This window comes from Chryseobacterium sp. GW821-FHT04C04, from assembly GCF_059420365.1.
In genome coordinates, this window is sequence record NZ_JBWKTO010000008.1 from 58,783 (window position 1) to 84,840 (window position 26,058).

Consider the following 26,058-nt stretch of genomic DNA (forward strand, 5'->3'; position numbering starts at 1 on the left):
TTTAAATTTGAAAATTTGAAAATGAGCTAATTTGAAAATTATTTTATTTTTGAGCTTGAAATAATTTTAGACAGAATTAATATAATTTCTTTTAAATCAGATATTAATTTTTCGTTTGGAGATTTCAAATATGGAGACTTTAAGCACAGCAAAAGCCAATATTCTGTTTCATCAGCTTCTTTAGCTGCAATTTTTAATTTATGAATAAAATCTGCCTTACTTTCTGCATTTTGAGCTTCTCTAACATTTGCTCCAATCGAAGTTCCTGATTTAAAAATTTGATTTGCCAAAGGAAATTTTTTAGCTTCGTATAAATCTTCTGAAAATTCAATAATATGTAGTGCAAAATCAAAAGTCTTATTTACAATAATATTTTCTTTGTCATTTCTCATTTTCAAATTCTCAAATTAACTCATTTCAAATTAATTATTTTCCTTTATAATTAGGTTTTCTTTTTTGTAAAAAGGCATTTACCCCTTCGATAAAATCTTCTGTTTCTGCTGCTTCCTGCTGTAAATCTCCCTCTAACTCTAATTGTTCTTTCAATGTATTGTTATACGAATGAGCAAAAGCTTTTTTGGTTAGCTTTATCGCTGCAGTTGGCATATTTGACATTTTTTCAAGAATTTCCATAGATTTTGGAGCAAATTCTTCCTCAGTGAAAACTTCAGCTACCAGACCATAAGATTTAGATTCTTCAGCAGATAATCTTTTCCCTGTAAAAGCTAAATAATTAGCTAATTGCCTGCCTAAAAGTTTAGGCAAGAAATAAGTTCCTCCGGTATCGGGAATCAATCCGATATTTGAAAATGCCTGAGAAAAATATGATTTATCCACCGCTAAAACAAAGTCACAGATTAGAGCCAACATGGCACCAGCTCCTACAGCAGGACCATTTACTAATGCTACAACCGGTTTCTTGCAACGCGTAATCTCTGTTACCAAAGGATTGTAATAGTCTACTACAATTTTTCTGATGATATCGTTATCGTGATGCTCGTTGCCTTGTACAAAAGCATCATCTAAATTCTGACCGGAGCAAAAAGCTCTTCCCCTTCCAGAAATAGCAACACATCTTACTGTTTCGTCTTCACTACATTCTTTAACAAAATCTCTAAGATCTGATAAAGCCGGCTTGGTAAGGGCGTTCATTGTTTCCGGTTGATTAAGATATGCGATTTTGAGCTTCCCGTCAAAATGCGTTTCAATATCGAGTTGTGTATACATAAAAAAATCAATTTTAAATCAGATAAATATAATCATTTAACAGTATATATAAGTAACAATTTAGTAATGAAAAGCCTGAATATTTCAATGCTATACATTATTCATTGTCATTTGTATTTCATGTCTTCAATCTATCCTATATAGGTGTATTATTATAATAGTTATTAAACTTAATATTATCTATATAATCTTCCAATATTGGATTTGTACTACAGTTAAAGAGAATATTCTCTTTTGCTATTGTTTTATGGGTTCTTAAATAAAGGCCTGTTTGCAAATTACTTATCTCATTTCCTGAAACTGTCACTTTACCATCTAAAGAAACACCTACATTTATAATAACTCCGTAGCCAAGACTGTTTCCATAAATTAAATTATCAGAAACAACAAAGCGATGAGTCAGATCATTAACACTCTTATCATCAACCTGAGATGCTGGTGTAAATCCATTTATTACAATTCCAACAAATTTATTTCCTTCATTACCTGATTTGAAGTTATTATTGCTCATTAATACATTCCCAAGCGGAGCAACAATTCTTTTAACCTTAGTTTCAGCATTTTCTGAATAAGCAAAGTATTCGATAACCGGACCAAACATGTCTGAAGCATTATTACCTGATATATTGACTCCCATCATATTTCCTCCCATAACGACCGCTGTTCTTAAACGATGAAATGTATTATTCTGTATATTAATATTTTCCGCAGTAGTACTATCAATCTGACACTGCAAACCTATTCCGTAAGATATTCCATTTACCTCTTCAATAATATTGTTACAAATTGAAATATTTTTGAAGGAGTCTTCATATTCTCTATTCGTTACTTTTGCAGAAGCATTGATAATTCCACTGTCATTAGCAATAAGCTGATGAATATAATTATCTGTAATAACAGCATTTTTTTTAGTCCCATCAAATCGGATTGCCCCCCATGTCGTATTTCTGAAAATATTATTAGAAATAATGAAGTTATTTACATTATCATAAAAATCTATTGCAAATAGCCTATGCGCTCCATCATTATTTCGTCCACAATACTCGAAAACATTATTATTTACAATTACAGACCCGTTATAACCACAATCAAACGCACTTAAACCCGATGGCATTTTTGCAGGATCCGGAGGTAATGGCATATCGTCAGCATCCTTTGGCACCTCATTTTTAAATATATTATTCTCTATGACAAAATTAATCCCGTGTGACTGGCTTATTACAAGATGCTCCATCCTGTATTTCTGGTCCTGAGCTCCACTTTCAAAATAATTATTTTTAACTTTTATTGTACCACCTACTACCCTGCAATCATAAATATTTACTGCTCTAGTATAAAGGTCATAAAAGCTACAATTAAAGATATCAACATTATTTGACAATGTTATAAATATCCCTCCATTATAATCGTTTGGATAATCACTTTGAGAGTAAATCTTTAAATCTCTTTTTTTCTGATCAAATCTAATTCCGTCAATTATAAAATTACTACATTCATTAAAATTGAAAAAATATCCTGAGAAACGTTCTTTACTATCAGAAGTAATCACTGTATGCTGTTTATCACCCAAAAGTTTGAAGCAGTTATAATCATGAAATAAAAGTTCTTTATTTACAATATACTCTCTTGCATCAAACCTCAGTGTTGCTCCTAAATAAGCTGCCATCTTAACTGCTGCTAAAATAATTTCCTCATCATTAGCATATCTTTTATTACATCTATACCATTCTATATTAATGGTATTTTCATGTAAAATAGCTTTATAATATTCTCCGTCTTTTTGAATAAGTACCACGCCATCTTCTGGCAAGTTAGTTCCGGGGATCTTCTGATAGTAAACTTCTTCTCCGGTATGAGGAAATAAATTATTGAATCCATAATCTGAAGGATTACATGTTGATGGAAATTTCTGGCTGTTGCAATTTGTCATAATAAATGTTTTGTATTGATTATTTTTAAATAAGATCATTAAAAAATGATACTGAAGCAAAACTAAGTGCTGCTGACGACAAAACTAGTCGTATCATTTTCTCATTTATTTTGATAATGACTTTTTAATATTTTTAATGACATTTAAAATAATCAAACGGCTCCAGGCAGTCTAAACACTGATAAGAAGCCTTACATAAGGTTGATCCAAATCTGCTGATCTGCTTGGTATGCTCAGAGCCGCAGCGCGGACATTTTTTCGGTTTCCCAATGTGATGTTCGTCTGCTCCTTTTTCGGGAGGTGTGATTCCGTACACACGGAGTTTTTCTCTCGCTTCATCAGTAATCCAGTCTGTTGTCCAGATCGGAAACATCTTGGTCACTACTTTCGCATCCCATCCGTTTTCTTTCATCATTTTGATAATATCCTCCTCAATGGTAAACATGGCAGGACAGGCAGAATAGGTAGGTGTAATGACCACTTCACAGGTATTTTCACCTGTGACCTGTGCCTCTCTTACGATTCCTAATTCCACAATATCAATGACCGGAATTTCCGGATCGGGAATTGTTTTTAATAAATCTAAAAGCTGATTCATATTTTATTTTTTATCAGAATCAAGAATTTCTTTCATTGCATTCTGATAATCCAAATTATCTGTTATTCCGTTGTGATACTGATCTTTTAATACAATCAGGCTATCATCTTTTTTAAAGTTATTTTTAAGTTGTAAAGAGGCTTTATAGTTAATAACCTCATCTTTATCACCATGAAAAATAATTACTGGTGATTGAACGGTTTTTAAATATTCACCAGTTTCAAAATTATATTTTAGCAAAAATGTTGGAAGAAATGAGAATTTTTGACTCATTTCATCTTCTATACTGTAATAAGGTGCCTGTAAAATCAATAATCTAGCATTGTGCATTGATGCTACTTTTGCAGCTAACCCTGATCCTATAGAATATCCTAAAATAATAATTTTATTCTCCGGATATCTTTTCAAAAGTTCTTTGTAAGCAGTCTCAATGTCCGAAAAAAGCTGATCTTTACTATTAATTTTATCTTCGCTTTTTCCATAACCCCGGTAATCGAGTATCAATGTATCATAATCCATACTGCGATATAATTGAGCTACTTCTCCCCAGCTTTTTATTGAACCTCCATTTCCATGAAGATAAAAGATAACTCCTTTGGGATTTTGAGTTTTAAACAAAACTGAACTCAAATGCTTATCATCCCGTGTTGTGATCGGTATTTCTTCAAAATCACCATTAAAATTAAACTTGTAATTTTCCGGCAACTTTTCAGGATAAAAAATAATTTTCTCCTGATAGAAATAGACTCCTACGCATAGCATCACATATGCTATAAGAAAAAAAGCAAGTATTCCCAGAAGCATCTTTTTCATGACCTATTACCAAGTACAACCCGGATATGCTCTCTGCATATACTGAAGTTCACAAAGGATAAATCCGAAATACTCTGTATGATATCCTGTTCTTGATTTTGGCTGCATGAAAGGATTTTCAGGATATTCCAACCCGAAATCTGCAAAATCTTTCTTTGTAATCGCAATGAATTCTTCGTAAAGAGCATCTGCATTCGGAACGATATTCAAAGCAATAAGATCATCTTCACCTTCTGTTTTGGCAAAAAGTCCTTTTGTATATTCCCAGATATTTTCAATAGCTTTCACCAAACGCTCATGGCTTTCTTCTGTTCCCTGAGCAAAAATCTTCATCCAGGAAGCAGAGTGAGTATAGTGATATCTCACTTCTTTCAACGATTTTTGAGCAATCGCCGAAAGTTCTTCATCAGCAGAGCTTGATAATGCTTCGTACATCAGTTTCTGATATACAGACAACACATATACTTTAAGAATGGTGTGGGCATAATCTTCATTCGGAAGCTCTGTCCAGTGTGCATTTACATATTCGTGCTCATATCTTAAAAAGGCTAAATCATCTTCACTTTTACCGTTGTCTATTACTCTTGAAGCATACACATAAAAGTTATTAGCCTGACCCAGTTCATCTAATGCAATGTTTGTTAATGCAATATCTTCCTCCAAATAAGGACCTTCACCGCACCATGCAGATAAACGCTGTCCCATAATGAAACTGTCGTCTGCGAGTTTTAATAAATAATTATATAATGGGTTCATTATTTTTTAATTTGAAAATTTGAGAATTATTTAATTTGAAAATTGATGAATCGTCTTAATTGAAAATTTGAGAATTGTTAACATGGTTAAAGTCATTATCAAATTTTCAAATTATTACATTTTCAAATTATTAATCTACATATTTTTTACGTCGTTTGGAATATCGTAGAAAGTCGGGTGACGGTATAGTTTGTCATCAGCCGGATCGAAGAATGCTTCTTTATCCACCCCTTCCGAAGTCACAATATATTTACTTGGAACCACCCAAACAGAAGTTCCTTCTTTTCTTCTGGTATAAACGTCTCTTGCATTCTGCAAAGCCATTTCTGCTGTTGGTGCCTGTACAATTCCAACGTGTTTGTGAGATAATCCCGGCTTAGTTTGAATAAACACTTCCCACATATCTAAATTTGCCATATTGTAATTTGAGAATTTGAAAATTTGAGAATTAGGTAATTTGAAAATTAATATGCAGTAGTTACATTTTCAAATTAGCATATTTTCAAATTAATACATTAAATTATATTACTTCTTTTTGTTGCTTCTCTGCAAAAGCTGCTGCCGCTTCTTTCACCCAAGAATTTTCTCTTTGCGCCTTTCTTTTGGTTTCGATACGCTTTTTATTGCAAGGTCCGTTTCCTTTTAAGATTTCCATGAATTCTCCCCACGGAAGTTCTCCGAAATCGTAATGTTGTCTTTCCTCATTCCATTTTAGATCCTTATCTGGAATAGTTAATCCTAAGAATTCAGCCTGAGAAACGGTAACATCGATGAATCTCTGACGAAGGTTATCGTTACTTTCTCTTTTTACTCTGTAATTCATAGAGATCTTAGAGTTTGGCGAGCTGTCATCATTTGGACCAAACATCATCAGGGCTGGCCACCAGAAACGGTTTAGCGAAGCCTGAGCCATTTCTTTCTGTTGTTTTGTACCACGGCAAAGCGCCATCAGAATCTCATATCCTTGTCTTTGGTGGAAAGATTCTTCTTTGCAGATTTTCACCATTGCTCTTGAATAAGGACCATAAGAATTCCCCATCAGCATTACCTGGTTCATAATCGCTGCACCATCTACCAACCAGCCGATTGCGCCAATATCGGCCCAACTCAATGTAGGGTAATTGAAAATACTCGAATATTTCGCTTTTCCTTCCAACATATCGTCATAAGTAGCATCTCTATCAGCTCTGATCGTTCCGTTTCCTAGGGTTTCAGTTGCTGAATAAAGGTATAGCCCGTGGCCTGCTTCATCCTGAACTTTAGCCAGAAGAGCCATTTTTCTTCTTAATGAAGGGGCTCTGGAAATCCAGTTGGCCTCCGGCAGCATTCCTACAATCTCGGAATGAGCATGCTGTGAAATCTGACGAACCAATAATTTCCTGTAATCATCAGGCATTACATCTTTTGGTTCTACTTTATTTTCTTCGTGAACGTATTCAACAAATTTTTCTAAGTCCATAATCTTTTAATTTGAGAATTTGAGAATTAGTTAATTTGAAAATTATTTAGAGAAACTGAGAATAAGCTATTACTCATTTTCAAATTTCCAAATCAGCACATTTTCAAATTGAATTAAACATCATAATTAAGCATCACCACATTCGTTGTCGGGTGACATTGGCAGGTAAGGACAAAGCCTCTGGCTACTTCGTCTTCGGTAAGCGCATAGTTTTTCTCCATGAAAACTTCTCCTTCTAAAACCTGGGCTTTACACGTACAGCACACCCCTCCTTTACATGCGAAAGGAACTGGAAGCTGGTCTTTCAATGCTTTATCTAAGATACTCTCTTTTTTAGAATTAAGGTGGAACGAATATTCATCATCATCAATGATCACCGTTACCATACTTTCAATATTGGCAATAGCCTTGAATTCATCGCTCATTTCCTCCGTATTTTCTTCATCTGGAGCGGTAAAGTATTCAAATAATACCTGAATAGCAGGCACTTTTTTATCTTTCTTCAGATAATCAGCGATCCCTTTGATCATTTCTGAAGGTCCACAGATGAAATAAGTAGCTTCTTTTACATCAATATCGATGTATCTTTCAAATAACTGCTCTAGTTTTTCAGCAGAAATTCTTCCTTCAAAAACAGGATCTTCGTGTTTTTCACGACTTACCAAATAAACTACTTTCAGCCTGCCATTAAAATGCTCTATCAGCTTATCAATTTCAGCTTTTCTTAAAATATGATTCATGCTTCTGTTGCTATAGAACAGGTAAGCATTACTGTTAGGCTCCTGATAAAGGCTTTCTTTAATATTGGATAAAACAGGGGTAATTCCGCTTCCTGCTGCCAATCCCACATATGTTTTCACATTGGTCGGGTGATAAGAAGTATTGAAACCGCCCATCGGAGGCATTACTTCCAGGATCTCATCCATATGAAGATGCTCATTGAAATAGCCTGATACTTTTCCGCCTTCAAGCAGCTTTACCAATACTTCCAGCGTATTGCTCTTTTCACTTGGAGCATTACAGATAGAGTAAGAACGTCTTTCTTCATTTCCGTTGATCATCATTCGGAAATTCAGATACTGCCCTTGCTTGAACCTGAACTTATCTTTCAGTTCTTCAGGGACCTCTACCGCTACACTCACTGCTTCGGAAGTATCTTTCTGAACTTTAACTGTTTTAAGTTTATAAAATGAATTCATTATTTTTTAAGTATTCTATTAATTTTTCCACCTTCGCACTTCGGCAAACTGTCCTGGGCATGAATTTTCACTTTCGTAGTGATCCCTACCCGTTTTTTTATTTCGTTTTCTATGCTTTTTCCAAAGTTCCCGACAAAATTAAAATAATCATCGGTATTTGCTTGTATTTTTTGTTCCTCTACCAGTTCATCACCTATTTCGACGTCAATGTCAAGGGCAATGCACATATGTTCTTTTTCAACAGGCGTTAAATAATAATTAGGAACCACTCCTTTTACATAAGAGAACGCATCTTCAATCTGGCTTGGATATACATTGACTCCTCTCACGATCAGCATATCGTCTGCTCTGCCGACAATAGGTTTCATTTTCACCATTGTTCTTTTAGCATGCTCATCATAATAAAGACTGGTGATATCATTCGTCCAATATCGTAAAAGCGGCATTGCTTTTTTCGTTAAAGTTGTAATCACCAACACTCCTTCTTCTCCAAAAGGAACCGGCTGTTTAGTAACCGGATCTAAAATTTCAGGATAAAAATGATCTTCCCATATATAAGAACCTCCTTTTTCTTCGAAATCCTCCATGGAAACTCCGGGACCGATAATTTCACTCAATCCGTAGATATTGGTTGCGTGGACTCCTAATCTTTCTTCAATGTGACCTCTGATAATCTCCGTCCATGGTTCTGATCCTAACACGGCATATTGAAGACTTATTTCATCTGCTGGAATTCCTCTTTTGGCAAATTCATCAGCAATGGTCAAAGCGTATGATGGAGAACAGCAGATCACTTCCGGTTTGAAATCTATAATCAGATCTACCTGTCTTGCTGTCATTCCGCCTGAAATAGGAAGAACACTCATTCCTAACTTTTCTGCACCATAATGAAGTCCTAAACCTCCTGTGAAAATCCCGTAACCATAAGCGTTGTGTAACTGCATTCCTGGTTTTGCTCCTGCGGCATTTAAAGATCTTGCCACTACTTCACTGAAAAGGTCTACATCTTCTTTTGTGTATCCTACCACCGTCGGTTTTCCAGTAGTTCCGCTTGAACAGTGAATTCGCTGAAGTTCAGCTTTAGGAACGGTAAATAAACCGAACGGATAGTTATCTCTTAAATCCTGCTTGTAAGTAATAGGAAGTTTCGTGATATCTTCAATCGACCTTATTTCCTGTGGAGATATTTGCAATTCATCAAATTTCTTTTTATAAAATTCCGACTTCTCTCCCAAATAGCTGATCAAGCTGATCAACCGGCCGGATTGAAGCTGTCTCAACTGACCCAGCTCCAGATATTCAACTGAAAAATCCATAAAACTAACTAACATTTGTTAGGTGTAAATTTAAAAAGATTTTATAAGCTGGCAAAATTTTTATGACTTTTATCATATTTTGAATGATTCTAAATAACGAAAGTAGGCTTCAAATTGCGAATTCTATCATTCTGAACACAGACTGAAAGTCTGCGAACATAGTTCAGAAGTGCAGTGAAGAATCTATTATTAAATACTTGAATGAATCGATTTTCTCTATCTCAAAATAACAGACACAGTATTAAAATTCATGACTAAACAGCATAATTATGAGATTCTTCCTTCGTCAGAATGACAAAAGAAGTGTTTAATTTTTCTGGTTTCCCAATAAACCAAAAAGAAGTTTTTCTCTTATTTCCTCAGTAACTTCATCGGTGGAATCACTGCTTCTTTTAAACCAGAAATAGGAATTATTTAAAGTATGAAGAATAAATCTTGTAGTAAATGATGGTGATTTTAGCTCCCAGTTTTCAGCTTTGTAGATTTCAGAAATCAATTCTTCAACTTCCTGTTGATAATTTTTTCTTAATTCTACAAATTCAGGAAGCCTTTCTTCCAGATGTCTCCATTCATTGGAATAAATATGGGTAACATCACGGTTTTTAAGAACGACTGAAAGGTGTTTATCCAATAATAGATTCAGTTTTTCCCTTGGAGCAATATCTGTATTTTTTACATGCTGAAGCTCATCGAAAAATTCCTGGGCAATGCCAAAACAAATCCATTCCAAAATTTCTTCTTTTGAACGGATATGTGCATACAACGATGCTGCTTTGATATTAAGTTTCGTAGCCAGATCTCTTACCGAGCTTCCCATATAGCCCTTCTCCTTGAAAAGTTCTACTGCTACGTCTAAAATTTTTCTCTGTTTTTCTTTAAGTTCCATCTGTAAAATGCAAAAGTAATTATTCTAAAATAAAAAGCTGAATTTTAACACTTACATTAAAAAAATTCAACCATTTTAAAATCTGCTCATCATCTTTCCCCTTTATGATATGACTATTTGTTCATAGATTTTCAAGAGATAATTGTGAAATCGGAAATTTTGTCAAGTTAAATTTCCGTTAAAAATACAAAATCCGGAAAATTTGTCCATATTTTTTATAAATTTAATAATTGAACAGTTTTTGCGATATAGTCATCGAATAAATGATTAAATAATTGATGGCATTAAGAAACTGAGCCTGAAAATTTAGTTTCTTGATGTTTTTTAAAAGTAAAACTTAATACGAACCATTACCAAAAATATAAAAGATATGAACTTAAACCAATATACTGTAAAATCACAGGAAGCCATCCAGGCAGCACAACAGGTTGCTATGGAATTGGGCAATCAAAGTATAGAACCTCAACATCTTCTTGAAGGAATCTTCCAGGTAGATGAAAATATATCGCCTTTCTTATTAAAAAAATCTGAAGCAGATGCCAATTTAGTAAGAGAGCGAAACCGTGAAAATTTAGAAAAACTTCCTAAAGTACAAGGAGGAAATATTTATCTTTCACAATCGGCCAACAAAGTATTGCTGGATGCTCCCAACATCGCTAAAAAAATGGGCGACGAATATGTGACAATTGAGCATTTATGGTTATCGCTTCTGGAAACCAGTTCTGAAGTTTCCAAAATGCTTAAAGATATGGGCGTAACCAAAAATCTGTTGGAAGGCGCTATTAAAGAATTAAGAAAAGGAAGTAAGGCAACTTCTGCAAGCTCGGAAGAAACCTATCAGTCTTTAAATAAATATGCTAAAAACTTCAATGAATTAGCAGCAGAAGGAAAACTGGATCCTGTAATCGGACGTGATGAAGAAATCAGAAGGGTTCTACAGATCCTTTCCAGAAGAACAAAAAACAACCCTATCCTTATTGGAGAACCAGGTGTTGGTAAAACGGCTATTGCTGAGGGAATTGCCCACAGAATTATCAGCGGTGATGTTCCGGAAAATCTGATGGATAAAACATTATACTCCTTGGATATGGGAGCTTTGATCGCCGGAGCCAAATATAAAGGTGAATTTGAAGAGCGTTTAAAATCTGTAGTCAATGAGGTGACCAAAGCTGATGGGCAGATTATTCTTTTCATTGATGAGATCCATACTCTGGTAGGAGCCGGTGGTGGTGAGGGTGCTATGGATGCAGCCAACATCTTAAAGCCTGCTTTGGCAAGAGGTGAGCTGAGAGCGATTGGCGCTACTACTTTGAATGAATATCAAAAATATTTTGAAAAAGATAAAGCGCTCGAAAGACGTTTCCAGAAAGTAATGGTGGAAGAACCGGATACTGAATCTGCAATTTCGATCCTTCGTGGTATTAAAGATAAATATGAAGCCCACCACAAAGTAAGAATCAAAGATGAGGCAATTATTGCGGCTGTGGAAATGTCTCAAAGATATATTTCAGATCGTTTTTTACCGGATAAAGCCATTGACCTTATTGATGAAGCTTCTGCAAAACTGAGAATGGAAATCAATTCCAAACCGGAAGAGCTTGATGTTCTCGACAGAAAATTGATGCAGCTGGAAATTGAGCTGGCAGCCATCTCAAGAGAAGGCAATCAGACCAAAATTGATCATTTGAAGGAAGATATTGCAAAAATTTCGGAACAGAGAAATGAGATCAATGCCAAATGGCTGAAAGAAAAACAGAAAAGTGAAGATCTTACCCAGATCAAAAAAGATATTGAATCTCTGAAACATGAAGCGGAAAGGGCTTCAAGAGCAGGAGATTATGCAAAGGTAGCCGAAATCCAGTACGGAAAACTTCGTGAAAAAGAGGAAGAGCTTACCAAGATGGAGCTTGAAATGCAGAATCATCAGAATGAGCTGATCAAAGAAGAGGTTACTGCAGAAAACATCTCTGAAGTGATTGCTAAATGGACAGGTATTCCTGTCACCAAATTACTGCAGTCTGAAAGAGAGAAATTACTTAATCTGGAATCTGAACTACACCACCGCGTGGTAGGACAGGATGAAGCAATACAAGCGGTTGCTGATGCGATCAGAAGAAACAGAGCTGGTCTGAGTGATGACAAAAAGCCTATTGGTTCTTTCCTATTCCTGGGAACAACCGGGGTGGGTAAAACAGAATTGGCAAAGGCGTTAGCTGAGTTCTTATTCGATGACGAAAACAACATGACAAGAATTGATATGAGTGAATATCAGGAACGTCACAGTGTTTCAAGGTTGGTAGGGGCGCCTCCGGGATATGTAGGATATGATGAAGGTGGACAGCTGACTGAAGCGGTAAGAAGAAGACCTTATTCTGTGGTCCTTTTGGACGAAATTGAAAAGGCACACCCGGATGTTTTCAATACGTTGCTTCAGGTTTTGGATGATGGACGTCTGACTGATAATAAAGGACGCCTTGTTAATTTCAAAAACTCCATCATCATTATGACCTCTAACCTAGGATCTCATTTGATTCAGGAGAATTTTGAAAACCTTACTGAGGAAAACCAGGATGAAATTGTGGATAAAACAAAAGACGAAGTTTTTGATCTTTTGAAACAAACCTTACGTCCGGAATTCCTGAATAGAATTGATGAGATTGTACTGTTCCAGCCTTTAAGAAAAAAAGAAATCGGAAAAATCGTTCAGTTTCAGTTGAGAGGATTCAATGAGATGTTATCTAAAAGAAACATCATTATGACCTTCACTCAGGATGCCGTAGATTATCTGATGAATAAAGGCTATGATCCTGCTTTCGGAGCAAGACCATTAAAAAGAGTGATCCAACAGGAAGTGTTAAACAAACTGTCTAAAGAGATTCTTGCAGGAAATGTAAATGATGGAGACAGAATCACCCTGGATTATTTTGTAGAAACAGGTTTGGTTTTCAGACCTACCGAACAATAAAATAGTTTTTTTCATATACATTATTTTTGTGAATAAGTGCTGTAGAGAAATCTGCAGCACTTATTTTTTTTCTCTACTTTTAAAAACTAATTTTTGCTGATGTATATAAAGTTAATCACCTTATCATTTTTCTTGATCTCGCTTCTGGTCAACGCTCAGAATAAACTGACATCTCCATTTTCACTCACCGATTATCAGAATATGCGCACAGAATATCTTGATGCAATAAAACATAACCCTGATATTGTTCATGAAGGCAGATTCTATTATTCAAAAAGAAAATTGGATAGTGTAAATATCATAAAGCACGAGATCATAAGACAGGAATTGATCAGAAAAGGAGTTGCTCCATCTGCAATTACCAAGGAAGTACTTCAGAATGCAGAAAGTAACAGACAATATTATCTGCAATATGCCTATTTCACCAAGAATATGAAAGGATATGATTTTTACTATTCTGATGATCCCAAACTGATTCTTTTCAATAATAAAGATTTAACAATAGAATATTCATTTGCAAAAGATATAGACAGTGAATATCTTCATAATAAAAAAATTGCTACAACCAATCAATACTTCAACAGCAATGGACAAATGAAAAGAACCGATTCCTTCATTCTTCCGTCACAGGAAGGAGCTGAAAAAGAGATAACAGGGCTTTCAAAAGAATATAATGTTATTGGAAAAATTTTGTTTGAAGCTGACTGGGAAAAAGACTTCAGACACAGCAAAGCCAAGGTGATTGCAGCCAGTGACCAATTAATACGACAATATATACTTAATAATATCAAAAAAAATAGTGACAGGATAAGCGATATTCAGGCCAAAGAAATGACAGCAAATTATTTAAAATACGCCCAGAAAACCATTCAAAAATTTAAAAATGATGACAAGATTTCTATATGGTTTATAACCTATTGGACGGTAACCTCCCGAATAGAACTGAAAATCAATGACAAAACGCTACAATTAATTGACATCCGTGACTTTAAAATGCAGGAATAGTCCACACTTTTGATATAAAAAATTTTTGGGATTCTTCTTAATAAATTTTTTCTGCTTAATAATTCAACATCCTTTTTTATCCTTATTAAGTGAAATAATATTATATTTACCTTACAAATCAATAACTAATACCAAAATCACTATGAAAAAGCTAAAAAGAAAAGATTTAAAGAAAATCGATGGCGGAATTGAACCACCAACTATAATGTGTGGTGAGGACTGGAGCTGTCCTCCCGGCCTTTGCTGTACAGTGGGATATGTCTGTATGGATTGGAGAAAATATCCTTGTATTTAAAGAACAGGCGGAGAAATATACTTTCTCCGCTTTTTTATAGAGTAAATCTGCGTTTGCTTTCTCTCTCAATTGTTACACTTTACATACAATCCGTAAAAACACGGTAAAAATAACAGTATAATTCCCTATTTACCAATACATTTTCTAGCATATTTTTTACGAGATTTGCATATTAATTGAGTTTTACCGTAAACCATAAGCTATGAATACAGAATCAAACAACCCACTAGAACCTGGAATTATGTCAAACAGTCTTATCCAGGCTCTGATCGACAATTATCGTCAAAACCACCTAAGTGCTATCAACACTGCTTTAGGAATTCAGGATGCTCACTCTATTTGGTTTGACCTTCCAAAATTGAAAAATTTTATTGCTAAAATCGAAGAAGAAGCTGCCAAAGTGAATCCTACGACTTCAGAGGCAGACCTAGGAATCAGATTTTATTATGCAACTTATCCTAAGCAGGAAAACTGGTCTATGATGGACTCTCACCCCGTTCCTGTTCAATATGCAGGAAAGCACACATTAGTGATGATCCCAACCTTGAAAAAAGCCAGTGAAACAGGAGAGCTTGTTGATTTTGATTTTAACCCTTTTCAGGCAAATGGAGAAAATTCAAATTTAGCATTAAATGCGCGTAATATTACTCCATCCGGTAATGGAAATGGCGACGATAATGGTAATGGAAATGGTGGACCTCTGGGCGATGATACAGGTCTTGGAGAAAATAGCGGAACATTGATTCCACCGGCTCCCCCTATGGGCACATCTTACTAATTACCATTCTTAAAAGCTGTATGACTGAGATTCAAAAAATTTTTTCATCATTTATGTATTGGGGAGAAGCCTTTGCCGCTATAATCTCCCTGATTTATTATAACCGTGTAAAAAAGCAACCCTGGAAATATCTGGCCATTTATCTCATTCTTATTTTTCTGTGTGAATCAGCTGTGAAATGGGGAGAAAAACCGCTTAAGATAGACAGAATAAATTTTTACAACTATTTTGTGATTCCATTGCAGTTTATATTCTTTTACTGGCTATATGCAAAAGAATCTCTGAAGAAAGTAAAACTGTTCTACATTCTGACGGGCATATATATTTTAACCTATATCCTCAGGGCACTTTTCTTCCCGGAAAAGAAAGTAGTCTTTTCCTTCAATTACAATGTAGGTTGTTTACTTTTAATGGGCCTTGTCATTATGGAATTTTATAAACAGGTTAATTCATCTGAAATTCTCAATTTCAGTAAAAACAGAATGTTTTATATTAATCTGGGAATAACTCTTTTTTATATCGCCAATCAACCATTTATGACATTTAACTCTCTTCTGTGGAAATATATAGACATTTGGGATATTTATTTTATATATTTCCAGGTTTCAGGAGCAGTTATGTATATTTTATTTGCAAGTTCATTCATATGGGGAAAACAGAGCTCTTAATAACCATTATCTCATTTAATATCTTTTTTTTGATGTTTGTAATAGCGGTATTTATCTATATCCGGAATTACAGACAGAGAAAAAGAGAATATTTAATTGAAATTGAAATGAAAAATGAGCTCCATCAGAGGGAGCTCCTGTCTACCCAACTGGAAATACAACAAGCTACCATGCAGCAAATAGGGCGGGAACTTCATGACAATATTGGTCAGAAACTTACCCTCGTAAGTCTATATGTACAGCAAATGCTTTATGAAAACAAAGTTTCTGAAGCAAGCGAAAGGATTGATCAGGTTTCTCAGATCATCAACCAGTCTCTGCAAGACCTTCGGAGCTTGTCAAAAACATTAACCGATGACAATATCAACCAAAAGGAAATTGTAACTTTGATACAGGAAGAAGTGGACAACACCAATTCCTTCAAAAAGTGCCACGTAAGCTTTGAGCACAATTTTAAACAGCTGGATTTAGGTTTTGTTCACAAAAATGTTCTGCTCAGAATCACTCAGGAGTTTATTCAGAATAGTATAAAACACTCCGGCTGCAAAAATATTTTTATCAGCCTGAATACTTCTGAAGACATCCTTTGGGAACTTGATATTCGTGATGATGGAACCGGGTTTGACACTTCCCAGATAAAATCCAACGGAATAGGCCTCACAAACATGAAAAACAGAGCCGAAATCATAGGAGCCCAGTTTCACATGGAAAGCCAGGAAAATGCAGGAACCCACCTTAATATTATCTTAAAAAAACAGTCATGAAAAAATCAATTGTAATTGTTGACGATCACATACTTATAGCCAAGGCTCTGGAAGGAATTATTGGTAATTTCAATGAATTTGAAGTCATCTATGTGTGTGAAAATGGAAAGGACCTTATCCAGAAACTTGAGGAGGGCAACGCGATTCCGGATATTATTCTTTTAGATATCAGTATGCCCATTATGGACGGATTTGAAACGGCGGTCTGGCTTACAAAAAACCACCCGGACATCAAGGTCATGGCTCTCAGCATGCAGGGAGACGATAACAGTGTTATCAAGATGATCAAAAGCGGAGCAAAAGGTTACCTCTTAAAAAATACCCACCCAAGAGATTTAGAAACAGCGCTTACCCGATTGAATAGTGACGGCTTCTTTTATCCGGACTGGGCTTCCAAAATTATATTCTCTAATCTTAATAAAGAAACTGAATCTGAAATTGCCGTAAGAATTTCCGACAGGGAAAAAGAATTCCTGAAGTATACAGTTACTGAGCTGAGCTATAAGGAAATTGCAGACAGAATGTGCTGCAGTCCAAGGACTGTAGAAAGCTACCGTGATCAGCTTTGTGAAAAACTGGATTTAAAAACCCGTGTTGGGCTCGCTGTTTTCGCTATTAAAAATGGCTTTGCAAACTAAACTTTAATCACGAAAAAAAATCTTTAAAAAAATAAATTTAAACGAAATTTATTCTCGAAAAAAACCATAAAACCATAAAACGACTAATAAAACACATAAATTAATTAAAATTTAAAACATTTTACATAATTATAAATTAAAATCAATAAAACACAGCAATACATATTAATCTCATAAAGAAATTAAAGAAATATTTGCATATCAATTTCAAATAATATATTTTCACAGCCTCAACCAAAATGATTTGATTATGAAAAAACTATTATTTGGAGCCCTCGTGCTCGGCTTAATGACGGCCTGTAACAATGACAACATTTCCAATCAAAATGAAACCCCGGCTAATGAACCAACATCCCCTTCCGGCTTGGCCCAAAGAGGATGTGCTTCTGAAGAAATCAGACAAGAAGCATTGAAAAAGAGCCCCGAACTTCAACAAAGATTTTCTGCATTGGAAACCAATACAGAAAAATTCGCAAATGATCTGAAAGTTGGAAAAGTTCTTGCCGATGGAACAGTAGAAATCCCTGTCATTGTCAATGTAGTATACAAAACTACAGCAGAAAATGTTTCTGATGCAAGAATCGCAGAACAGATTGCAGTATTAAATGCTGACTATTCAGCCACCAATAGTGATGCCAGCAAAATACCCACTGAATTTCAAACTGTAAGTTCTGGTGATACGAAAGTAAAATTCAGACTTGTAAATACTATTAGAAAATCTACTACAAAAACAAGCTGGGCTACTAATGATGATATGAAAAAAGCATCTAAAGGAGGAATTGATGCTACTAATCCTACCAATTATCTAAACATCTGGATTGTAGGGAAAATGACAAGTCAGGGTCGTACAATTCTTGGATATGCTACCTTTCCAGAATCTGCAGGATTATGGAATGATGGGGTTGTAATTGGTGCTCCTTATTTCGGAAAAACCGGTGCATCTTCACCTTTTAATCTTGGAAGAACTGCCACACACGAAGTAGGCCACTATTTAAACTTAAGACACATCTGGGGAGATGCTAACTGTGGAAACGACTTGGTAAGTGATACTCCTACACAAACTACAGCAAATTACGGAAAACCTTCTTACCCTCTATACAATACTTGCAGCGGTGTACAAAGATCTGTAATGTTTATGAACTACATGGATTATGTAGATGATGCAGCTATGTTTATGTTCTCTTCAGGACAAAAAACAAGAATGCAGTCTGTAGTAGCTTCTTCAGGAGCAAGATCCGGATTGAGAGTATATTAATTAAAACATCTTTTTACTTATATTTTAAAATCTATCCTACTTTGTGGGATAGATTTTTTGTACCCATCTTTTAGATTAAAATTCAGGAATACTATTCTATGTATTAGCTCAGGCAATTTATTCACATAAAAAACTATGGAATAATCTTATGTTATTTCATTTAAAAACAAACAATTCAATAAAAAAAACTTAAAATTAGAATAATGCAAGAAAAATATGGCTTTAATTATATTTTTTAAGATATTTCTATGGACAAGTTTTCAAAGAATAATATCCTACAAATTATATAGAATATAAAATTATTTACACTTAAAAAACACACTTAAGCGTGAAATATAAAACAAATTAATGAAATTGATTAAAACTCAATGAAAATCAAGTTAAGTTGCGATAAAAACAACTAAAACAATTATTAAATAAACATTTATCAAATATTTTGCAAAATAACTTGCATATCAATTTCAAATAATATAATTTCACAACCTCAACCAAATTATATTATAACGATATGAAAAAATTCCTATTTGGAGCCCTCATTCTGGGCTTAATGTCGGCATGTAACACCGACAGCTTAAACAATCAAAATGAAACACCTTTGAACCAGGAACCTCCTGTTCAAAGTGCCCTTAAAAGAAGCTGTCCTTCTGAAGAATTGAGAGCTGAAATGTTACAGAAAAACCCTTCACTAAGGCTAAAAGCAGACGAAATTGAAGCCCGTACTCAAAGCTTTGCTGAGAATCTTAAATTGGGAAAAGTTCTCGCAGATGGAACTGTTGAAATCCCTGTTGTTTTTAACGTAATTTATAACACCTCTGCTCAAAATGTTTCTGATGCTAGGATTGCAGAACAAATCGCTGTACTGAATGCTGATTATGGTGCTACCAATTCTGATATTACTAAAATTCCTTCCGCATTTCAGCCTTCTGCTGCAGGTGATGTAAAAATTCGTTTCAAATTAATCGCGACCAACCGCAAGCAAAATTCAAAAACAGGCTGGAAGTCTAACCTGGAAGAGATGAAAAAAGCAAGCACAGGAGGTATTGATGCTACTGATGTAAATAAAAATATGAATATCTGGGTTGTGAATTCAATCCTTGACCAAAATGGACAGGCTGGAACGCTAGGCTATGCTTATTATCCTGAAAATGCAGGACAATGGTATGATGGTCTTGTAATTGGGTATCAGTACATCGGAAAAACAGGTGCTTCAGCTCCGTTCAACTTAGGAAGAACAGTAACCCATGAAGTAGGACACTACCTAAACCTTCCACACCTTTGGGGATCATCTGATACTGGCTGCCAGACAGATTACTCTAATGATACTCCTACATCTCCTGGCCCTAACTACGGAAATCCTACCTATCCTCTAAACAGAGTTTGTGGAGGGGTAAGCCGTTCTCAAATGTTCATGAATTATATGGATTATGTAGATGACAAATCTATGGTTATGTTCTCTGCTAACCAAAAAACAAGAATGCAGGCTGTAGTAGCTGCATCAGGACCAAGATCTGGATTAAGATAATCAACAACGCAAGTTGTAATATTATAAAAATATTAAAATAGTCTATCTCAATTTTTGGGATAGATTTTTTTAATACTTTTACATGATTTAATTTCGCACCACTACTAAGATGAAAAAATTAGCACTAGCATCAGGAATACTATTGCACTTATACTGTATTAAAGCACAGGACACTATCCAAATTAAAACACAGGATACGATCCAAGTCAGAAGTCTTAAAGAAGATCTCGCATTAATTAATTCCGGTTATAGCATTCAGGAGAAAACCCCTTTCTTCAAAAAAGAATGGGTAAAAAAATCAGTGGCTCCTGCCCTGCTTTTTGCCGCTGCTGCGGCAACATGGGGAGAAAAAGAAAATATCCGTGAAGTAAGAAACCGATACCTTCCCAACTTTAAAGTCAAATATGATGATTATCTTCAATATGCTCCTGCTGCTGCCGTTTACGGATTAAAACTGGCAGGTGTAAAAGGTAGAAACAATCTCGGGCGGGCCACTTTATCCTACGGTACCAGCTTAGTCATCATGGCTATTTTAGTCAATTCTATAAAATATACAGCAAAAGTGGAACGTCCCGATGGATCCAAAAACAATTCTTTTCCATCAGGACATGCTGCTATGGCTTTTACCAATGCCAGCTTTCTACACAAAGAATATGGTATGGTAAACCCAGCCTATAGTATTGCAGGGTATGGTTCTGCCGCTATTACAGGGCTTGGACGGAATTTAAATAACAGACACTGGGTTCCGGATATTCTTGCCGGTGCTGGGATTGGGATTATCTCAACAGAGCTCGGGTATTTCTTTATTGATAAAATTTATAAGAACAAGGGCGATAATTTAAGTCTCTTATCCAGAATACAAGGAAACGATTATCCATCTTTCCTTGCCTTAAAGACGGGGACAGCACTAGGAACCACCAACTTCCTGAAGGAATCTGAACTGGATGATAAAAAGCAGACAGGTTTTGAGGGCGGATTGGAAGGTGCTTATTTCTTTTCAAAAAAATGGGGTGTGGGTGCAGATATCACCTTCAGCAGCTTTCCTATTAAATCTCAAAGAATAAACTTTGATGACGGGCAGGATTTTGGTAATCATGAACTAAAAACGCAATCCATGGGCTTCCTGGCTGCAGGTATTGGTCCTTATTTTTCTCATGAATTCTCAGATAAATGGCAGCTTACCTTAAAACTAACCGGAGGATATGCCGCCACAGCAAGTGGAAAAGTATTTGTAAAAGGAGACGATATAGACGCTCCTAACCATGAACTTCAAATAGCCCGATACAAGCCTAAACCTGCTTTCCGCTGGAATACAGGAGCTGCTATGACCTATAAGTTCAATCCTGGTCTAGGGCTGACTTTCTATACAGATTACAATCAGATCAACTCTACGATCCGGTATCACTTCAGTGACGAGATTAAAGAAAGTGCCGAACTGGATGAGGAACTTAATAACATGATTGCTAAAGAAAGAATCAATTATATTACATTAGGCTTAAGATTAACTGCCTATTTTTAAAATAAAAAAGCCTTCAGAATCTGAAGGCTTTTACTTTTATAAATTTTTGCGGTTATTTTCCGGAGTATAATCCATAAACAGATCTCCATCCAGCTGTACCGATTTTATTTTTTTCTTAATAGGAATTACCAGATCGGTTAGTTTCTGATCTTTTTCCCAAACAGAAGGGGAAAAATGCAGTTTCTCGGTAGTCCCATCTTCATATATCAATATTGCATCAAAAGGAATTACAAATCCGCCTACATTCGCTACGTTCACCGTAAGCATATCGTTCATTTGAGATGCTCCTGTTACTTTTAAATCAATATAATTATTGGTATAAAACCAATTCTGGAAGAACCAATTCAGATTTTTCCCTGAACCTGTATTCATAGAGTTGAAATAATCCCATGGCACCGGATGCTTTCCATTCCAGTTGTCCATATAATGGTGTAATGCTTTTTTGAACAGTTCATCTCCTAAATAATCTTTCAGCGCCAGATAAGACAAAGAGGCTTTCACATAGGAATTGTTTCCATATCCCGCACCACTCACCTGCGTACTCATCGTAATTACAGGCTGATCCTGTTCTGTAGACGGATCATTGATCCATTTTTTAACACGGAAGTTTTTATAAAATTCTTTGGCGGCAGCTTCTCCGTTCTCATCAATACCTATAAGATATTCCAGGGTGGTAGCCCAACCTTCATCCATAAATGCATATCTCGTTTCGTTGATTCCCATATAAAAAGGGAAATACGTATGAGCAATTTCATGATCTGCCGTCAATCTTGCATCCTGAAGATCATCAGGAATACTGGTATCATTGATCATCATTGGATATTCCATATCTGCATATCCCTGGATAGCGGTCATTACATTATAGGGATATTCTACTCCCGGCCAGTTTTTAGAAAACCAATCCAGGTTATAGCGCATCCAGTCTACATAGTGTTCAAAATCTTTTGCTCCGTTTTTATATCCGGATTGAACGCTTGCTCTTTTTGTTTTTAACTGAACACTTGCTGCATCCCATACATAATGATTACTCAGTGCAAAGCAGAAATCTGTAATGTGGCTGGCTTTGAACTTCCATATATTCCATTTATTCTGCTGCGTAACTTTCCCGGACCTCATTTCCTGCTCTGTAGCAATATGCATTACTTTATCGCTTTTTAATGAAGCTTTATATCTTTTTAAATATTCCGGCTGAAGTACAGCTTCCGGGTTCAGAAAATCTCCCGTTGCCCAAACTACATAATTTTTTGGTGCGGTAATGGCAAAGCTATAGTCATTGAAATCGTTATAAAATTCCTGCCTGTCTGAATGCTGAAGCATATCCCATCCGTTGTAATCATCATACACCGATATTCTTGGAAAAGAATAGGCTACGTAAAAAGTTTCAGGATCTATCTGACCTTCTCTTCCACTTTGTACAGAAAGCGGATACTCCCACTCTATTTTAACCTCGGATTTTGATTTTGATTTTAAAGCTGTTTTTAATTTTACTTTTTCAACGGTACTCCAATCATCACTATTGATATCATATTTCTCACCGTTCACGATGAAAGATTTAATCTTAAGTCCTGAAGACAGAAAATCCTTAGAGACCACTCCAGATCTTGGCGACTGGGGCTTGTGAAGGTTATTTACAAACCGTATAGCCAGTTCATTCAGATTATCCGGACTGTTGTTTGTGTAGACAATCGTTTCTTTTCCGGAAACCACTTTTGTGCTGGCATCCACTTTCACCTCTACATTATACACTCCTTTATTCTGCCAGTAGCTTTTACCTGGTGCTCCGGAGATATCACGTGTTCCTTTTTCATATGCTTTTTTGATGTTCCTCGGCATATATAGTTCCTGTGCAGACAGTTGCAGTAAAGAAACTGCTATCAGCAATCCGGAAAAAATTTTCTTCATATCGATCTTTTTAAAGATAGGTATCAAAAATAACGAAAATGTGACAGCAGGTGATGATTTCTTTTATAATAATATTTTATTGTAACTGGTTTTATATTAATTTCTTCTATAATCTTTCCTGCTCGGTGGTTTTCTTAATTGTTTTTGCGTTTTTCACAGACTGGTTTCCAAAGTTGAATTTCAATGATAATGTGACTCCCTGCGCATCGGTATAATCAAGGAAATAATTATCCTGGTTTGCATATTTCGTACTCACTTTCTGACCTGTACTTCTGAAAATATCGCTGACTACAAAACTCGCTTCCAATTTTTTATTAAAGAACTTTCTATTCATGACAAAATAGGCAGACCAGACAGAAGAAATCCTGAAGGTTCCCTGTATTCCCGGAGAATAATAACGATGCCCCATTTCCATTTTCCAATCGCTGCTTTTATCAAGCGTAAAGCTGGTGGAGATATTAGAAACCCAGTTCAGGACTTTGTTTTTATACAGCATTCCGTCTGTTCCTTTGAAATAGTTTTCGTTATGTTCAAGATTTTCGGACACGATGATGTTCCACCATGGTTTCACCTGGAAATTTTTGTAAAGACTAGCCCCGAAAGCTTCTCCTTTTTCAATATTGGTAAAATAATAAATCAGGCTGTTGGTAATCGGTTCCTGATAGGATATTTCCATTGAGGGATAAATTTCTTTCCGGTAATACAGATCCAGGTTCCATTCTTTCCATGAATAAGTAAGATTGAGGTTATGTGTAATTGTTGCCTTCAGCTTTGGATCTCCCTGATAGTATGAAAACAGGTTGTAATAAGATTTGGCAGGATTCAACCATGAATAAGAAGGTCTGCTGATCCTTTTTCCATAAGAAAACCCGAATTCCTGCTTATTTTCTGTAGTATACTGTGCATAGAAAGTAGGAAAGAACTTCCAGTAGTTGCTTTTATTCAGTTCATAAGGTTCAGAAACGACGCCTTCAAGATCTGTCATTTCGGCACGAAGCCCTCCCTTGAAGTTCCATTTTCCAATATTGTAGGCAAGTGAAGAATACAGGGCAAAATTATGTTCTTTATAATCAAAAATACTGCTCTTCTCAGGACGGTATTGTAAAACACCATTCTCGTTGTCTGAGAAATCAAGTGTACTGTTTGTCTTTACAAAACTATATTTCACTCCGGATTCCAGCTCCAGCTTTTCACCTTTCCACTGATAATCCAATTGGGTAGAATACAACTGGACATCTGCTTGATTCTGTGTAATGAAGTTATCTTCTTTGGGAGGCTGGCCCGCAAAGTTCAGATAGGTAATTACATTCTGATATTTATCGCTATTATTTCCGGTAAAGTAATTGATCCAGGAAAGACTGCTTTTTTTATTCAGCTTACGATCTATCTGAAAACTCACAGAATTATTGATAGACCTCGATCGGTGATCATTCATTGTCGTGTAATTGGATTCCACGATATCCTGAGCATTATAGATCAGCGTAGGAACATGGTAGGTCCCAAAAGATTTTGGAGAGAAATACCCTGAATAGTTGAGGCTTAGGCTGGTCAAGCTGTCCAACTGATATTCCACATTAAAATTCAGGGTATTTTGGTTAGTGTTTTTATCCTTCCTGTTCATCGTACTCACCCATCGGGTTTCGCTTTCCGGGTAATTCACATAGTCTGTTCCTTCCCGGTAATACGTTCCCATTCCTCTATAATAGCTTCCCATAACGGAAAGTTTATTTTTTTTATAATATTGAGAAAGTCCAAAAACGCCTTTCGCATACTGTGTCTGTATATATTTGGATGAAAGAATCCCGCGGTAGCCTTCAATCTTATTTTTCTTCAGAACGATATTCAGGACTGCACTTCCTGAAGCTTCATATTTTGCTGGCGGATTGGTGATCACTTCTATAGACTTCACCTCATCTCCCTGTGTATTTTCCAGAAGATTTTTGAGTTCATCCCCTGTCAGCATGACTTTTTTATCATTAATGGTCACCAGGATTCCTGTACCTCCTTTTACACTCAGGGTACTATTATTTACAGTCACACTTGGTGTATTTTTTAAAATTTCCCAGGCATTGAGTGATGAAATATTACTGTTTTCAACATTAAATTCCAAACGGTCAACTTTTCTTTTCACCAATGGTTTACGCTTGGTCATTACCACTCCCTCTATTTCCTGAGTTTCTTTTTTAAGGGTTACATGTAACGGTTCAAGCTGCTTCAGATCAATTTTTTTCTCAAATAGAGAATATCCCTGATTTTTGACAACTAGCTTTACATTCTCTTCTATAATATCCTCCAGCACAAAATTTCCATTATCGTCTGTTTTTAATTCTTTGATTAATTTATTTTGAGAATTATAGAGCTCCACCTTTACAGATGAAAGTTTTTCATTATCCGTGTTTACAACAGTTCCTCCAAGTTTTTGTTTCTGGGCAAGAACCATGAGGGGCAGACACAGAAAAAAAAGAATTTTATACATGGCTTATTTTTTAATCCTATCAAACAAAACAATGGTTCTGTTCTATGGGTACAAAATTCCATATTGAAAGGGAGAATCTCGGTTAAC

General features: G+C 35.6%; 22 protein-coding genes. 9 read left to right on the forward strand and 13 right to left on the reverse strand.

Annotated elements, in window-relative coordinates; translation table 11 throughout:
- Positions 1–38: 38 nt before the first annotated feature.
- The 11 genes from AC07UM_RS22640 to AC07UM_RS22690 form a co-directional block, all read right to left on the reverse strand.
- The gene (locus tag AC07UM_RS22640; RefSeq protein ID WP_494685024.1) at positions 39–392 is read right to left on the reverse strand and encodes a four helix bundle protein; all 354 of its coding nucleotides are present in this window, start codon (positions 390–392) and stop codon (positions 39–41) included.
- A gap of 34 nt (positions 393–426) precedes the next feature.
- Positions 427–1,227 carry an enoyl-CoA hydratase/isomerase family protein gene (locus tag AC07UM_RS22645; RefSeq protein WP_494685025.1) on the reverse strand — a complete coding sequence of 267 codons (801 nt, stop codon included), beginning with the start codon at positions 1,225–1,227 and terminating at the stop codon, positions 427–429.
- 136 nt (positions 1,228–1,363) lie between these two features.
- Positions 1,364–3,157: a hypothetical protein gene (locus AC07UM_RS22650; RefSeq protein ID WP_494685026.1), complete on the reverse strand. Its 1,794-nt coding sequence runs from the start codon at positions 3,155–3,157 to the stop codon at positions 1,364–1,366.
- A gap of 133 nt (positions 3,158–3,290) precedes the next feature.
- The gene (paaD, locus tag AC07UM_RS22655; protein ID WP_494685027.1) at positions 3,291–3,755 is read right to left on the reverse strand and encodes a 1,2-phenylacetyl-CoA epoxidase subunit PaaD; all 465 of its coding nucleotides are present in this window, start codon (positions 3,753–3,755) and stop codon (positions 3,291–3,293) included.
- Positions 3,756–3,758: 3 nt separating this feature from the next.
- Entirely contained in the window at positions 3,759–4,460 is a 702-nt protein-coding gene (locus tag AC07UM_RS22660; protein ID WP_494685028.1) for an alpha/beta hydrolase, read from the reverse strand.
- A gap of 114 nt (positions 4,461–4,574) precedes the next feature.
- On the reverse strand, positions 4,575–5,324 hold the full coding sequence (paaC, locus tag AC07UM_RS22665; protein WP_494685029.1) for a 1,2-phenylacetyl-CoA epoxidase subunit PaaC: 750 nt from the start codon (positions 5,322–5,324) through the stop codon (positions 4,575–4,577).
- Positions 5,325–5,459: 135 nt separating this feature from the next.
- Entirely contained in the window at positions 5,460–5,741 is a 282-nt protein-coding gene (gene paaB, locus AC07UM_RS22670; protein WP_039364405.1) for a 1,2-phenylacetyl-CoA epoxidase subunit PaaB, read from the reverse strand.
- A 103-nt stretch (positions 5,742–5,844) separates the two neighbouring features.
- Positions 5,845–6,783, reverse strand: coding sequence for a 1,2-phenylacetyl-CoA epoxidase subunit PaaA (gene paaA, locus AC07UM_RS22675; RefSeq protein ID WP_494685030.1), 939 nt, complete (start codon positions 6,781–6,783; stop codon positions 5,845–5,847).
- A 113-nt stretch (positions 6,784–6,896) separates the two neighbouring features.
- The gene (locus AC07UM_RS22680) at positions 6,897–7,982 is read right to left on the reverse strand and encodes a 2Fe-2S iron-sulfur cluster-binding protein (RefSeq protein ID WP_494685031.1); all 1,086 of its coding nucleotides are present in this window, start codon (positions 7,980–7,982) and stop codon (positions 6,897–6,899) included.
- Positions 7,982–9,298: a phenylacetate--CoA ligase family protein gene (locus AC07UM_RS22685; protein WP_494685032.1), complete on the reverse strand. Its 1,317-nt coding sequence runs from the start codon at positions 9,296–9,298 to the stop codon at positions 7,982–7,984. Before AC07UM_RS22685 ends, AC07UM_RS22680 begins: the two co-directional genes overlap by 1 nt.
- 307 nt (positions 9,299–9,605) lie before the next feature.
- On the reverse strand, positions 9,606–10,184 hold the full coding sequence (locus AC07UM_RS22690) for a TetR/AcrR family transcriptional regulator (RefSeq protein WP_494685033.1): 579 nt from the start codon (positions 10,182–10,184) through the stop codon (positions 9,606–9,608).
- Positions 10,185–10,554: 370 nt separating this feature from the next.
- On the opposite strand from AC07UM_RS22690, the gene clpB reads away from it, so the two are divergent.
- From clpB to AC07UM_RS22735, 9 genes are all read left to right on the forward strand, one after another.
- Positions 10,555–13,149 carry an ATP-dependent chaperone ClpB gene (gene clpB, locus AC07UM_RS22695; RefSeq protein ID WP_494685034.1) on the forward strand — a complete coding sequence of 865 codons (2,595 nt, stop codon included), beginning with the start codon at positions 10,555–10,557 and terminating at the stop codon, positions 13,147–13,149.
- A gap of 99 nt (positions 13,150–13,248) precedes the next feature.
- Entirely contained in the window at positions 13,249–14,154 is a 906-nt protein-coding gene (locus AC07UM_RS22700) for a hypothetical protein (protein ID WP_494685035.1), read from the forward strand.
- Between the two features lie 497 nt (positions 14,155–14,651).
- Positions 14,652–15,227: a hypothetical protein gene (locus AC07UM_RS22705; protein ID WP_494685037.1), complete on the forward strand. Its 576-nt coding sequence runs from the start codon at positions 14,652–14,654 to the stop codon at positions 15,225–15,227.
- Positions 15,228–15,247: 20 nt separating this feature from the next.
- Positions 15,248–15,895, forward strand: a complete 648-nt coding sequence (locus AC07UM_RS22710; RefSeq protein ID WP_494685038.1) for a hypothetical protein — start codon at positions 15,248–15,250, stop codon at positions 15,893–15,895.
- 107 nt (positions 15,896–16,002) lie between these two features.
- Positions 16,003–16,659: a sensor histidine kinase gene (locus tag AC07UM_RS22715; RefSeq protein WP_494685039.1), complete on the forward strand. Its 657-nt coding sequence runs from the start codon at positions 16,003–16,005 to the stop codon at positions 16,657–16,659.
- Positions 16,656–17,297, forward strand: a complete 642-nt coding sequence (locus tag AC07UM_RS22720; protein WP_494685040.1) for a response regulator transcription factor — start codon at positions 16,656–16,658, stop codon at positions 17,295–17,297. Before AC07UM_RS22715 ends, AC07UM_RS22720 begins: the two co-directional genes overlap by 4 nt.
- A 250-nt stretch (positions 17,298–17,547) precedes the next feature.
- Positions 17,548–18,552 carry a zinc metalloprotease gene (locus tag AC07UM_RS22725; protein WP_494685041.1) on the forward strand — a complete coding sequence of 335 codons (1,005 nt, stop codon included), beginning with the start codon at positions 17,548–17,550 and terminating at the stop codon, positions 18,550–18,552.
- Positions 18,553–19,060: 508 nt separating this feature from the next.
- Positions 19,061–20,074 carry a zinc metalloprotease gene (locus AC07UM_RS22730; protein WP_494685042.1) on the forward strand — a complete coding sequence of 338 codons (1,014 nt, stop codon included), beginning with the start codon at positions 19,061–19,063 and terminating at the stop codon, positions 20,072–20,074.
- Positions 20,075–20,183: 109 nt separating this feature from the next.
- Positions 20,184–21,593 carry a phosphatase PAP2 family protein gene (locus AC07UM_RS22735; RefSeq protein WP_494685043.1) on the forward strand — a complete coding sequence of 470 codons (1,410 nt, stop codon included), beginning with the start codon at positions 20,184–20,186 and terminating at the stop codon, positions 21,591–21,593.
- A gap of 36 nt (positions 21,594–21,629) precedes the next feature.
- Here AC07UM_RS22735 and AC07UM_RS22740 read toward each other — a convergent pair whose 3' ends face one another.
- Positions 21,630–23,495, reverse strand: a complete 1,866-nt coding sequence (locus AC07UM_RS22740) for a M1 family metallopeptidase (protein ID WP_494685044.1) — start codon at positions 23,493–23,495, stop codon at positions 21,630–21,632.
- Between the two features lie 106 nt (positions 23,496–23,601).
- Complete coding sequence (locus AC07UM_RS22745) at positions 23,602–25,971, reverse strand: outer membrane beta-barrel protein (RefSeq protein ID WP_494685045.1); 2,370 nt, start codon at positions 25,969–25,971, stop codon at positions 23,602–23,604.
- Positions 25,972–26,058 lie beyond the last annotated feature (87 nt).

Coding starts and splice junctions, on each gene's coding strand:
- AC07UM_RS22700 (WP_494685035.1), top strand. CDS start 13,249: ATGTATATAAAGTTAATCACCTTATCATTTTTCTTGATCTCGCTTCTG.
- AC07UM_RS22710 (WP_494685038.1), top strand. CDS start 15,248: ATGACTGAGATTCAAAAAATTTTTTCATCATTTATGTATTGGGGAGAA.
- AC07UM_RS22680 (WP_494685031.1), bottom strand. CDS start 7,982: ATGAATTCATTTTATAAACTTAAAACAGTTAAAGTTCAGAAAGATACT.
- AC07UM_RS22715 (WP_494685039.1), top strand. CDS start 16,003: ATGAAAAATGAGCTCCATCAGAGGGAGCTCCTGTCTACCCAACTGGAA.
- AC07UM_RS22690 (WP_494685033.1), bottom strand. CDS start 10,184: ATGGAACTTAAAGAAAAACAGAGAAAAATTTTAGACGTAGCAGTAGAA.
- AC07UM_RS22645 (WP_494685025.1), bottom strand. CDS start 1,227: ATGTATACACAACTCGATATTGAAACGCATTTTGACGGGAAGCTCAAA.
- AC07UM_RS22705 (WP_494685037.1), top strand. CDS start 14,652: ATGAATACAGAATCAAACAACCCACTAGAACCTGGAATTATGTCAAAC.
- AC07UM_RS22685 (WP_494685032.1), bottom strand. CDS start 9,298: ATGGATTTTTCAGTTGAATATCTGGAGCTGGGTCAGTTGAGACAGCTT.
- AC07UM_RS22735 (WP_494685043.1), top strand. CDS start 20,184: ATGAAAAAATTAGCACTAGCATCAGGAATACTATTGCACTTATACTGT.
- clpB (WP_494685034.1), top strand. CDS start 10,555: ATGAACTTAAACCAATATACTGTAAAATCACAGGAAGCCATCCAGGCA.
- AC07UM_RS22730 (WP_494685042.1), top strand. CDS start 19,061: ATGAAAAAATTCCTATTTGGAGCCCTCATTCTGGGCTTAATGTCGGCA.
- paaD (WP_494685027.1), bottom strand. CDS start 3,755: ATGAATCAGCTTTTAGATTTATTAAAAACAATTCCCGATCCGGAAATT.
- paaB (WP_039364405.1), bottom strand. CDS start 5,741: ATGGCAAATTTAGATATGTGGGAAGTGTTTATTCAAACTAAGCCGGGA.
- AC07UM_RS22720 (WP_494685040.1), top strand. CDS start 16,656: ATGAAAAAATCAATTGTAATTGTTGACGATCACATACTTATAGCCAAG.
- AC07UM_RS22650 (WP_494685026.1), bottom strand. CDS start 3,157: ATGACAAATTGCAACAGCCAGAAATTTCCATCAACATGTAATCCTTCA.
- paaA (WP_494685030.1), bottom strand. CDS start 6,783: ATGGACTTAGAAAAATTTGTTGAATACGTTCACGAAGAAAATAAAGTA.
- AC07UM_RS22725 (WP_494685041.1), top strand. CDS start 17,548: ATGAAAAAACTATTATTTGGAGCCCTCGTGCTCGGCTTAATGACGGCC.
- AC07UM_RS22640 (WP_494685024.1), bottom strand. CDS start 392: ATGAGAAATGACAAAGAAAATATTATTGTAAATAAGACTTTTGATTTT.
- AC07UM_RS22740 (WP_494685044.1), bottom strand. CDS start 23,495: ATGAAGAAAATTTTTTCCGGATTGCTGATAGCAGTTTCTTTACTGCAA.
- AC07UM_RS22745 (WP_494685045.1), bottom strand. CDS start 25,971: ATGTATAAAATTCTTTTTTTTCTGTGTCTGCCCCTCATGGTTCTTGCC.
- paaC (WP_494685029.1), bottom strand. CDS start 5,324: ATGAACCCATTATATAATTATTTATTAAAACTCGCAGACGACAGTTTC.